The sequence below is a fragment of the Sphingobacterium tabacisoli genome (assembly GCF_017908035.1).
Taxonomy (GTDB): domain Bacteria; phylum Bacteroidota; class Bacteroidia; order Sphingobacteriales; family Sphingobacteriaceae; genus Sphingobacterium; species Sphingobacterium tabacisoli.
This window is the reverse complement of sequence record NZ_JAEQMU010000011.1, coordinates 67672-80116: the sequence shown is the minus strand read 5'-3', so window position 1 is coordinate 80116 and position 12445 is coordinate 67672. Positions and strand designations below refer to the sequence as shown.

Below are 12445 nucleotides of genomic sequence, written 5' to 3'. Positions count from 1 at the left end.
CCAAGCGCTACTTATCTTTTTTCTTCGTTTCTTCTTTCGGGTTTTGCTCCTTACGGTAGCCCCAGTTCCACATTTTTTTCCAGAATTCCTGGAATGTGTCAAACTCCTGACGGTATACCACCCCAAAGGCACTGATATACTCTCCTTCGTTCATCCGTATCAGAAAGTTTCGTGTGTACGGTCTATTATATGCTCTCAAGATAAGATTACCGTCCTTGCGTAACTTATAGGTCAGCTCTGCATCTGTAGTTATTCCTTCTCTAAAGAAGGTAAGGTCATTGGCTTGATAGTTGGTCCGATCTGTAATCCCTCCCGTTAGAATGAGGCGGTCGTTCAATAGCCTTACCGAAGCGGATGCATCATTGAAAGACCGGATGTTTAGATCAAAGAAATTTACATTGAGCGATTGAGAGATAATATTGTTCAGCTGGTTGAATGCTATCTCTGTCCCTGCAGACAGTAAAGTACTATTGACCTCCTTTCCAATTTCACTCGTCGAGTTGGGCGTAAAACTACGTCTCACAATTAGACTTAGTGACTGTTGGTTGACATTATTGATGTCACTTAAATAGCTCTGCAGCTGATCTTTTATATAAGGGTTCTGCGGGAAATTAAGGTCGAAAGTAATGTCCGGTTGCTCTAACGTGCCTTTGATCAGCATATCCGCCTGTGCGAGTACCCGTTCATCATCTCCGGTTCTTCCGGCAGCATTGTAGAGTGGTCCGATAGCCGTTCGTTGCTGGTATATTGCTGTTAGGTTTATGTTTGCTTCACTTGGGTTACCTGTCCAGCGGATAGTCCCTCCCTCTTTAATGTCAAAGTATTTGTTGATAAAGTCTTGAGCTGTAAAGTGGAATTTACCGGTATTGACCGTATAGTCGCCAAACATTTCGAAATCTCCCAGCGACGTTATCTTCATGCCAATTTCTCCCACTCCATTTCCTTTTAGCGAGCCTGGATTCGTCTGCAGGTTGATTTCAGCGTCCGCTGTTAGACTGAGGTTCATATTCATCGTTATTCCCTTAAACAATGATTTACGCTGTTGTTTTTCGTTTTCTGTGGAGTCTTTGCTGATGAAATAGATAAAATCACTATCGGACACCGTCATAGCGCTATTGAATGGAATGGTGAGTACCGTTCCTTTCTCCGATTTTGCACTAATATCAATGTCAATAGCCGAGGTGTAGCCTTTAAAGCGGAATGACCCTGTAGCATGCGCCGTACCGTAGTATTGATTGTTATCCTTATAGGTCGTATTCAAAATCATAAAGTTCGTTCCATTGACATCGACATCAATATAAGGCGAAGCTAATTTAGAAAGGTTGATGATGCCATTTGCAGTAGCGACCTGATTTTTGCTGTCCCGGATTTGTAGATTCTGCAACATAATCGCATTGTTTTCCACCATTGCCATTTGATTGTCTACATAATAACGCGTTTTGAGGTAGTTGACCACAAATTGAGTATTGCTAAAACGTCCTACCCCCGTTATTTTCGGGTTTTTGAATGTCCCTTTGATATTGATATCTGCAGTTGATTTGCCCTGTAGATCAGATACCAGGTTTTTGAGAAAGGGCTGAAATAGCATTAAATCCGTTTCATTGAGTTTTCCCGACAGATTCAGCGGTTCATTATCGTTGTAGAAATTGTAGGTTCCCTGAAGATTAACTCCTCTGTTTCGCTCATCCAATAGCGCCAGGTCAACATTTGCCGTACCAATATTAGGGTCAAAATCTGCCTTTAGATTCAATTGACCGATAGGTAGACCATTATATATAATGGGGGTTGTGGTTATGTTACTTGAAGCAAAGGGTGTTTTGAAGAGCGAGGTTATTTCGACTTCGCCACTCAGAAAGCCACTGAGTTCAATACCTAATGGGCTCGTTATACCATGGAGAGAAATCAGGCTGAATTTATCAAACTGAACATTTATTTTGTCGTTTTCGTTAGATAAAATACCATCCATTTTGATACGTTGCTGTGCTTGGCTTAGGATGAGGTTAGCAATATAAAATTTCCCTTTAGAAACCCGCATTGCAGCATCGTCGTTGAGTTGCCAAGATTCCTTATTGATGATAATAGAGGAGGGCTTAAACTTAATATAAGCAGGTGCATTATGTGCAAAATGTATATTCCCGTTTAGGTCTAGATAGTTTATCGCATTCTTCTCAGACATGCGTACGTTGAATAGTAAACTGTCATTTGCTAGTACATTGCGGATCGAGACATTGTTGATATATGTGCTGTCGCCTAGACTCATGCGGTCAGCTAGGAAATTGAGTGAGAACGCCTTGTCGTCTGCATTCTCCTGAATAGATAGATTGGTCAGTTTGATCCCTTTATAAAGCACCGATGGACTGAAAGCGACAAATTGGGCAGTGTATTGTTCTGAGGAGAATATGGCACTTAGATGTGCCCCGTCATCCAGACTGAGTGAAGGATCTAATAGTGCCGCTATAGGTGTAAATGATTTGACATGGATGTCTAGGTTAAAGTCTTGCTGATTATAGGGATGTGTCTCTATACCTATGGCTGGAGCATAGCGCATAGCCAACGATTTGAAATAGGGAACTATGGTATTTAGATCAATGATTCCAGCCATTTTCGCATCCAATACATCCGAGTTTAGCATTAACGAGCGGTCACTTTCAGTTCCTTCAGCCTTAAATTGGAGCGACTTAATGTTGAAATCACCTTTTATGGTGGATAGTCGGATTGCTGCGGCATCCAGGTGTCCCGTTAGTGTGTTTAAGGAGTTCCCAATAAGATTTGTGTTGATATGAGCACCATGTATTGCCACACTGTCCTTACTGATAAAACCGAGTTTATTTAGATTGGCATAATGGATCTCTGCATCGAGGAGATAGCTTGGGGATTCCTGTTTCCAATCGAGAGTAGACTGATAGTCTATCATCAGGTTTTCGTCAGCTACATCTCCATTTATTTCCAGTATTTTATCTTTGAGCGAGGCATTGACTGAAATTTGATTATAGGAATAATTTAGTAGCTTACTGTTGCTTAGCTTACCTGAAAACTGTAACAGCAGCTCTTCCATACTTAAACCCTGTCCTTCAAAATCGAGTTCGAATCCGGTATTGCCGACTGTATTAATAGCCAGCAATCTCCCTACATCCAGCTGTTTTGAAGATAGCTTTCCGTTATATTTGAGTTCCTTTTTTAGGTTGATATTACTTTTGGTAATAATATTTCCAAGGGCAGTGTTGAAGTTACCATCAACCAAAAACTCGTTGTAGAATCCGTCAAACCTACCTTCGAATGTTGTTTGCTGGAATTGGTGTATTTGTTTGGGTAAAACAAATTCCTTCCTGTTAGCGAGTTGCGAAACGAGCAATTCGACATCTTTCGGGGATGTCTGCAATTTGGCTAGTTGGACTTTAAATAGTGTCTTATCGATATCGGGTAGGCCCTTTATCGAGAGATTGCCTTTTAGTTCGGTGCTTTTCCCTGTAGATAGATGTACGTTTCGGGCATCGATATCGGAGACTGTACCTTTCAGAGATGCCTGGTGTACATTGGTTTTAAAAACCACGTAACGCATGGTCGGAGCAAAGTACTCGATATCTTTCGAATCGACGGAGGCATTTTTAAGATTACTCGTAATTTTTACATCAGTTATAAATTCCGAGAAATCACCTATTTTGTCGTATTCAAAGCAGACGTAATCCTGTACGACTGAACGATTAGTCTTTAAGAGCAGTTTTTTAAACTCCATCTTTTTTGCACTATAGGAAGCCGAGGCATCCAGCTGTTGGATAAATAAACCTGACCTTTCACGGAGCGTAAATCCTGAAATATTCGCCGCTATTACGGAGTCAATTTTAATTTTATCCAAAACAGCCGAAAATTCGGTGATATCTAGATTGGCAAAATCTACACCTTTATTATGTCCTTTGAAATTATGGTTGCGTAATTTAAAATGGTTGTTTACAAACGTTGCTTTGTCCAGCCGGAAGTCAATCTGCTTCTTTTTCGGAGGTTTAGTGCCTTTTTTAGGACTAAAGTAATTCGCTATGGAAGTGAAATTTGAACTGTCTTTATACAATTCGATATTAACAAATCCTTCTTTGAGGGTCAGTTCTTCTACGACTATTTTATTGTTAAAGATTTGCGTTAGCGATATATTGGCCGAAAGCTCATTTGCGGCGACTATTGGTACACCGTTACTGTCCTTGACATCAAGCCCTTTTATAGTGATTGAAGAAAATGGTTTAAAATAGACATAGTCTATTGTAATGTCGCTGTTCAGCTCGTTTGATAGGTAGGTTGCCACCTTCTTTGAGACATAGGTTTGTACGGACTGAAATTGAAGGGATAAAACAGCAAGAATAACTAGCAAAAGGATACTAGCGAGAGTTATTAGCGTTATTTTTAGTATTTTTTTGATACTTTTGTATTTTAAAATTACTTCCTCAAATGGCAATTATCCTCGGAATAGAATCTTCTTGTGATGAAACTTCAGCCTCCATCTGTATAGATGGTGAAATTAAGTCAAATATTATTGCGAGTCAAGCAATTCATGCGAAATATGGCGGTGTAGTTCCAGAATTAGCATCGAGGGTACATCAGCAAAATATAATACCGACCGTAGACCAAGCGATAATACAGGCCAAAGTTACAAAAAATGATATAGATGCGGTTGCTTTTACCAGAGGACCGGGGTTATTGGGTTCATTATTGGTCGGTACCTCTTTTGCAAAGTCCTTTGCTCTTGCACGTAACATTCCACTGATTGAAGTCAACCACATGCAGGCGCATATTCTGGCTCATTTTATTGATAATCCACGTCCTTCATTTCCTTTTTTATGTTTGACTGTTTCGGGTGGTCATACGCAGATTGTATTGGTCAAGGATTATTTTGATATGGATCTGATCGGACAGACATTGGACGATGCTGCAGGGGAGGCTTTCGACAAGACCGCGAAGATATTGAACCTGCCTTATCCAGGAGGGCCATTGATTGACAAGTATGCACAATTGGGCGATCCAAAAGCATTTAGTCTTCCCGAGCCTCAGATACCAGGCCTGGATTTTAGTTTTTCCGGACTTAAGACCGCCATACTCTATTTAGTACAGCGGAAAGTCGCCGAAAATCCCTCTTTTTTGGAAGAATATAGAGATGATGTATGTGCATCTGTACAGGGACGTATTGTGTCCATTTTGCTGAATAAGCTTAAGAAAGCCGCGAAGCAGACAGGGGTAAAGGATATTGCAATAGCTGGTGGCGTATCTGCTAATTCGGGATTGCGGACGGAGCTATTGGCAATGGGCGAGCGTTATAAGTGGAATGTATTCATCCCCAAATTTGAATACTGTACAGATAACGCAGCGATGATTGCCATCGCTGGTTATCATAAATATCTTAAGAAAGATTTTGTAGGGCAAGACATCGGACCGTTGGCCCGGATGCCCATTGGATAATCTATCGTTAAGGGTTAAATACCAAAAGAATAAATAGCACGAATAGGACAATATGCATGACACCCAGGATAGGGGAGGTGCGTTTGCCTAAGAAACTCATCAGACTCAATAGGAGTGTTATAACGAATAAAATCGTCTCTGTCGCGGTAAGTCCTAATGCAACAGTCTTACCTGTTATTAAACCGATGATAAGTACAGAGGGGATTGTAAGCCCTACTGTCGAGACAAAAGCCCCGTGACAAAGATTGATCGCCCGTTGAAACTCATTGTTCAGTGCAGCTTTTACGGCTGTCATCGACTCTGGAGTAAACACGATAATCGCGATTAGAATACCGCCCAAGAGTGGAGGAAGATTGGTCGTTTTGATTCCATAATCCACCACACTGGCCATATGGTGTGATAGTAATACAATAGGTAGTATTATCGTAATGAGCAAAATACTGCGTATTATGATTTCCCTTTTATCCACATTGCCTCCATTACTTTCCTCTTCATTAACGCTTATGTTCCGGTCTTTAAAGCGGATTTCCATCTGTCCCTGCCGCGGTTGCAGATAAAGGTGTCTATAACCTTTCATCTGGTAGGCAAGAAAGAACGTATACAGTATGATGATAAGGCTAGATATGCCGATCGCCTGTACATTGGAGAAAATGCCATTTCCAGCACCTTGGATAAAGTTAGGTAGTAGCATCGATATCCCAGACAGCATGATGATCATGGATAGATAGGTCATGGTTCCTTGCGCATTGTACTCCTGTTCCCCATACTTCAATCCGCCAAATAATAGACATATCCCAACAACGAGATTCATGATAATCATCATTACCGAAAAAATAGAATCTTTGGCGATTTCTGCAGACTCACCAGGGCCTAACATTACCGCTGAAATGAGGATAACCTCTATAGAGACGATAGATAACGTTAGTATCAGCGTTCCATAGGGCTCACCTAGTTTGTGGGCCAATTCATCGGCTTCTTTGACCACTCCAAATGAAGAGTATATAATCGTGCTTAGTAGTACAACGAATAATACCGTTCCACTTGTTGGGCTTAGCGCTTGATTGAAAGTATGCCCGAAAAGACTAAATATGAGAACGACCAGCCAAATGATAACCAATCGGATTATTGTTTTTTTTGAAAGAATAGCGTTCATAGTTGCTTTATATATATCGTGTATAGTCGTTTACAAAAATCGGGTTTATAATAGTAATAAATTTTTACATATGTTAAAAACCTGTTTCACAAGCGTCGTATTTTCAGAATTGTATAATTGTTCCTGTAAATTCTGTAATGCCAATGGATGGTTAGACACTTATTTTTGTACGGAAATAATAAGGTTGTTATCGGATTCTTGGATCTACTTGGCGTTTGTCTATCCAAGAGTTCGATACAAAACATAAAAAATCGATGAACAATACCATACTTTCGACGAAAATAGCAGGACTATCCTATCTTGGTGCATTTGTATTTATCATGGCGATGGTTGCCACGGCTACGTATTTTGGTGATGCAGAGATCGTGTTGCCCGAGGTGGCGGCTATGGCTGTGGCGCTGCTGGCCTTTCGAGAAGCTTCTTGGATGAAACAGCCCGAAAAGATATTCTTATTTCCGTCACTGACAGCAATCATGGGGTTTGGTATCAATATGTTGCCGATTGCTTACCTCAGTAAGATAGGTCTCGTATTGATTGGGATGTTACTATTGATGTTAGTTTATCGCTACAATTTAGCTCCGGCATTGGCTACAGGTTTTCTCCCGATAGTGACTAATGCCCACAATACTTCTTTTGTAATCTCTATTTTGGTCACTACATTCTTATTAATGCTGTTGGTCGTGTTGTTTAAGCTGAACAAAGGAGTCGCGCGTAGTTCCAGTGTGGATCGACGTATTATGCTCGCCTATGCAGTGATTATGTTGGTGTGGATGATTATTTCCTGGAGTCTGGGGCATCCCCAATTTGCCGTTATCCCACCTATTGCCGTAGTTGTGTATGAATCTTTACACATGAAGATGTATACGGTCAAGATGGCGGTCAAGCAGACAGCTGTACTGTCTTTGGCGGCAGGTATAGGCGTTATTTTATTTTTGAACCTATCCAGCTGGTCGTTGGTTGGCCTGTTGGATCTATGGCTTATGTTTATGCTATTGCGCTTGTTTAAGATGCATGTACCTGCTGTCTATGCATTTCCTTTTCTGGCTTTTGTGTTACCAAAAGAAGTATTGGTTGATCTCCCTTGGGCGACAGTTGTTGTATCTTTTTTTTCGTTTGGGGCGGTGTTGGTCTTTAAAAAATATAGAGCAATAAAAAAGGGGTAAAATAAATTTCACCCCTTTTCTATATTATTGTTGAAAGTCTATTTCTCTCCTAATACTTTTGTTACCAATTCAGCAGCTTCTTTCAATAAGATTGCTGAGTAAACCTGTAACCCAGATTCGTCGATCAATTTTTTCGCTTCTGCCGCATTTGTACCTTGAAGACGTACGATAATTGGCACTGGAATGTTACCGATTTCGTTGTATGCATCAATTACACCTTGTGCTACGCGATCACAACGTACGATACCACCAAAGATGTTAATCAAGATAGCTTTTACGTTAGGATCTTTTAAAATGATGTTAAAACCAGCTTTTACTGTTTCTGCATTTGCTGTACCACCTACGTCCAAGAAGTTTGCAGGCTCACCACCAGCCAACTTAATGATATCCATTGTAGCCATTGCTAGACCAGCACCGTTTACCATACAGCCTACGTTACCATCTAGTTTAACATAGTTCAAGTTAGATTCTCCAGCTTCAACTTCTGTTGGATCTTCTTCTGTGATATCACGCATTGCAGCGATATCAGCATGACGGTATAAAGCGTTTTCATCTAAATTTACTTTAGCATCAACAGCCAATATTTTATCATCTGATGTTTTCAATACAGGGTTGATCTCAAACATAGAAGCATCGATTGAATCGTAAGCTTTGTATAAAGCAGCAACAAATTTAACCATGTCTTTATGTGCAGCACCTGTCAAACCTAGGTTGAAGGCAATTTTACGTGCTTGAAATCCTTGTAAGCCAACTTTAGGATCGATTTCTTCTTTGAAGATCAAGTGCGGAGTTTTCTCAGCTACTTCTTCGATATCCATACCACCTTCTGTAGAGTACATGATGATGTTGCGGCCTGTACCACGGTCTAACAATACAGACATGTAGAACTCTTTGGTTTCGCTATCACCAGGGTAGTAAACATCCTGTGCAACGAGCACTTTGTTAACTTTTTTACCTTCAGGACCAGTCTGTGGCGTAACAAGTTGCATACCGATAATGTCTGTTGCACGTTGCAACACTTCATCATGGTTTTTAGCCAACTTTACACCACCACCTTTACCACGGCCACCTGCATGAATTTGTGCTTTAATCACAACCCAATCCGAGTTGAATTCTTCTTTCATTCTCTTAGCAGCTTCAACTGCTTGCTCAGGCGTTTCAGCAACGATTCCTTCTTGGACTCTTACACCAAAACTCTTAAGTATTTCTTTTCCTTGATATTCGTGAATGTTCATTGATAAAAAAATTTGACGTAAAAATAGGGTTTTTATTCGGAAGAGGCAAGGCTTTATTTTGAATCCTTAATTAAAGCAATGTAGATAGGTAGCTGTTACAAGGTCATAGATTTTCATTCTTTTTAGTAAATTCGCCATATGATTCTTAAAGCGACAGACATTCATAAGTCTTTTGGTTCACTACCCATCCTCAAAGGTGTTGATATTGAGGTGCAGCGTGGCGAGATTGTCTCCATTGTCGGTGCCTCGGGTGCCGGTAAGAGTACTTTTTTGCATATCATTGGGACATTGGATAAAGCGGATAAAGGGGAGCTCTTTATCAATGATACGGCGATACATACCCTTTCAGCCAATGAGATGAGTGCTTTTAGGAATAAACATATCGGCTTTGTGTTTCAGTTTCATCATTTGTTGCCCGAGTTTACGGCTCTAGAAAATATTTGCATCCCAGCCTTTATTAATGGAACTTCCAAACAGAAGGCTGAAGCAAGAGGGATGGAGCTATTAGATATCTTGGGGGTTACCGAGCGTGCACACCACAAGCCAAGCCAGCTGTCGGGAGGCGAGCAACAGCGCGTTTCTGTAGCAAGGGCATTGATTAACAACCCTTCCTTGGTGCTAGCGGACGAACCCTCCGGGAATTTAGACTCCGAGAATGCAGCATCATTACATCAACTTTTTTTTAATCTACGGGATTCGATGAATCAAACGTTTATTATCGTCACACATAATGAAGAGCTGGCCAGTATTTCAGACCGGACGATTCATATGCGCGACGGACTTATTTACGGCTAGAAAATTACATGAAAAAACTTTTACTGACTTGTGCCACGCGTTCTTTTTCGATGCGTGTAGCGCAACAATTATCCGAAAAATTTGAATTGGTGCTGGCCACCGCTGATGAGGTACCTGCTCTATTCGGAAATCGATACCATAAAATCCCTAAGGGGGTAAATCCGACCTATGCACACGAAATGCTCAAAATGGCATTAGATTTAGAATGTAGCTACATCTTACCCATGGGGCTCGACGAAGTGCAAACCTTAGGAGCCTCGCTTCTCCTATTTGAGGAGTATGGCATACAGGTGTTATGTCCGTCTATGGGAGACTTAGCGGATTTGACTATTTTAGAAAACCCAGCTGCAGGTTTGCCTTTGAGTCTTGTTGTGGATGGTTATGATATTTTTGAGTCTGGCGCAACCGTAGGAAATTTCAATGGTTTGGGGCTGATTTCCGATTCAGGTGAGTCATTTATTTTAACCGTTGCCAAATGAAGTTAAGTGAACTGTCGTTAGATAAATCGCTCTACCTGTTTGAGTTGGACGATGTGCTTTTTTCTAAGCGGGAGTATCTTTTGCAGGTGTACTATCTGTTCGGAAGCTTTTATGAATTTACGGAGGGCTCTGTCAAAGCCAGTGAAATGGCCGGATTCATGAAAAAAGTGTATGATCATCATGGTGAGACAGCCGTTTTTCCTGCAATACAGACGCTATACGGGATCGATAGCAAGTATGAGGATAACTTTAATCGATTGATAGCAAATGCACAGATTCCATTACGGTTATTGATTCCTCACCCTGTTACCGAACTTTTATTGCGATTGGTAGAAGGGCAGAAGCAGATAGCGATTCTTACGAAAGGGAATCCTGTTGAGCAGCTTAATAAACTCCGGTTTATAGAGTGGGGTGAAAGCGATAAAGTAAAAGAAAGTTTAAAAGTATATTTCGTTGATGAATTGGAGTTTAAATCTTTCAACCCAATTGATTATATTGCAGAAGAGTACCGTTTACCAAAAGATCAGATTTTAATTATTAATGAAATTATCGAGAACTAAATAAATCGCTGCCTATTATGAAAAACCTCCTGTCCTGTATGGTGCTTCTTGCCGGAATAAGCATAACGTTCGGCTGTAAGAAGAGCGCGCCTAGTATCGAAGAAGATACCCAAATAGCGCCCCCTCAAAAAGTAGAAGTGTATAATTCGGATTTGGAGGAAAATGTCATAAAAGATAGTGTGTTTTACTATACCAAGCTATTTTCATTGTGGCAGGATTATATGCCACCCAAGGATTTGAACGATTTGAATAAATCCGACCTGATTCGGGATAATTATACCCAGTATTTCAAACGGGGCGAGCATGTGCTAGATTGGATGATGAGTCTGACTCCCAAAAACGACCAGACCGGGCAGCCCATCGATCGCTATAGTTATTTAGATAGAGAGGGGGTGGTCAGCGATGAGGTGCAGGATGCAATTCCGACGAGGTTTGGTATTGAGGTTTTCTATCTGATGACTGAGGCGAGCGATCCGAATGCGGATCTGTATATCCGAATGGTAGAACGGAATTCGTCTGCTTGGCAGGCGGGGCTCAGACGAGGTGATCGGATTATCAGCATCGAAGGCGATACTAAGATTGATTGGGACAGCCAAAAACCAACCGGTTTCCGTACCTTAAATACCTATTTAAACTCTCCAAGTCTGCAGGTTATCATTCAGAAACCTGAGGGTACGCTTCTTTCTACAACTATTACCAACAGTTCCTTTGTAAGTAACCCTATTTTGGATTCGCGTGTTATTTCCGATAATGGAAAGCGTGTTGCATACCTTGCTTTCAACTCTTTTGCTGCGACTGAAAAATCCGAGAATGGGATATGGGTAAAAACCGCTATGTTCCATACATTTGAAAATATTCTTAAAGGCTTTCAAGGCGTCGACGAACTGGTCGTTGATTTGCGTTATAATGGGGGAGGTGCAGTTGTTACAGCCGAATACCTCGCTGATTGGTTTGTGCCATCGGCCCAAAATAAAGAGTTAATGTACACCTCTACTATGAATGGTTATTTTCAGAAAGAAGGCTGGACACGTCCTGGAAGTGAGTTTGGACCTGTATATTTTAATAAGAGAGGTAGTATTGACGTAAAACGTATATACTTTCTGGTCTCCAAGTCTACAGCTTCGGCCAGTGAGCTCTTGATGAATATAATGAAACCTCATATGGAGGTGATCATGATTGGAACGAATGCTATGGATAATTTAGATAGGCTGGTGAAGGAAAATACCTATGGCAAACCGGTAGGATTCTGGGAATGGCCTATTTTTGAAGATGCTAAAAATCCCCATAAGAATGTAAGCTTATATCCAGCATCATTCAAAACATATAATAAACGAGGTGAGGGTGATTATTTTAATGGTATGGTACCTACTACCCATGTGTGGGAATATAGCGAATTGTTTGATTTTGGAGACCCGAGAGAGACGATGCTGCATGCCGCGATAACACACATGCATACAGGAAGCTTTGTCATGCCAAGCACCCGATCGGGCGGTTTTGTACGTAAAAATAAAGCAATGGACGAACGTATCCAGCAGCGTAGCAATACCCGGGGACGGATGTTTAAGTTTAACAATGGTACTTTGCGGTTAAAAGAATAAGGTTATCTTTGGATATGAGGAGG

Annotated in this window: 9 protein-coding genes; 6 read left to right on the top strand and 3 right to left on the bottom strand. The window is 41.0% G+C overall.

All coding sequences use genetic code 11. From position 1 onward, the window contains the following. Positions 1-7 precede the first annotated feature (7 nt). Positions 8-4357, bottom strand: a complete 4350-nt coding sequence (locus tag JKG64_RS23280; protein ID WP_449618967.1) for a translocation/assembly module TamB domain-containing protein — start codon at positions 4355-4357, stop codon at positions 8-10. Positions 4358-4434: 77 nt separating this feature from the next. Here JKG64_RS23280 and tsaD point away from each other — a divergent pair, with 77 nt between their 5' ends. Continuing rightward, entirely contained in the window at positions 4435-5439 is a 1005-nt protein-coding gene (gene tsaD, locus JKG64_RS22830; RefSeq protein WP_210356562.1) for a tRNA (adenosine(37)-N6)-threonylcarbamoyltransferase complex transferase subunit TsaD, read from the top strand. A gap of 7 nt (positions 5440-5446) precedes the next feature. Here tsaD and JKG64_RS22825 read toward each other — a convergent pair whose 3' ends face one another. After that, entirely contained in the window at positions 5447-6592 is a 1146-nt protein-coding gene (locus tag JKG64_RS22825) for a calcium:proton antiporter (RefSeq protein WP_210356561.1), read from the bottom strand. Between the two features lie 254 nt (positions 6593-6846). Between JKG64_RS22825 and JKG64_RS22820 the strand changes: the two genes are divergently transcribed. Then, positions 6847-7755 carry a hypothetical protein gene (locus JKG64_RS22820; RefSeq protein ID WP_210356560.1) on the top strand — a complete coding sequence of 303 codons (909 nt, stop codon included), beginning with the start codon at positions 6847-6849 and terminating at the stop codon, positions 7753-7755. Between the two features lie 38 nt (positions 7756-7793). Here the strand turns inward: JKG64_RS22820 and sucC are convergent, their stop codons facing one another. Continuing rightward, complete coding sequence (gene sucC / locus JKG64_RS22815) at positions 7794-8990, bottom strand: ADP-forming succinate--CoA ligase subunit beta (RefSeq protein ID WP_133582452.1); 1197 nt, start codon at positions 8988-8990, stop codon at positions 7794-7796. A gap of 141 nt (positions 8991-9131) precedes the next feature. On the opposite strand from sucC, the gene JKG64_RS22810 reads away from it, so the two are divergent. The 4 genes from JKG64_RS22810 to JKG64_RS22795 are packed head-to-tail and all read left to right on the top strand — an operon-like array spanning position 9132 to position 12422. Next, positions 9132-9785: an ABC transporter ATP-binding protein gene (locus JKG64_RS22810; protein ID WP_210356579.1), complete on the top strand. Its 654-nt coding sequence runs from the start codon at positions 9132-9134 to the stop codon at positions 9783-9785. Positions 9786-9793: 8 nt separating this feature from the next. Further along, on the top strand, positions 9794-10264 hold the full coding sequence (locus JKG64_RS22805) for a hypothetical protein (protein WP_210356559.1): 471 nt from the start codon (positions 9794-9796) through the stop codon (positions 10262-10264). Beyond that, positions 10261-10824 (top strand): HAD family hydrolase, encoded by a 564-nt coding sequence (locus JKG64_RS22800; protein ID WP_210356558.1) that lies wholly within the window; start codon positions 10261-10263, stop codon positions 10822-10824. The genes JKG64_RS22805 and JKG64_RS22800 overlap by 4 nt, the downstream gene beginning before the upstream one ends. Before the next feature lie 17 nt (positions 10825-10841). Beyond that, positions 10842-12422 carry a S41 family peptidase gene (locus JKG64_RS22795; protein ID WP_210356557.1) on the top strand — a complete coding sequence of 527 codons (1581 nt, stop codon included), beginning with the start codon at positions 10842-10844 and terminating at the stop codon, positions 12420-12422. Positions 12423-12445 lie beyond the last annotated feature (23 nt).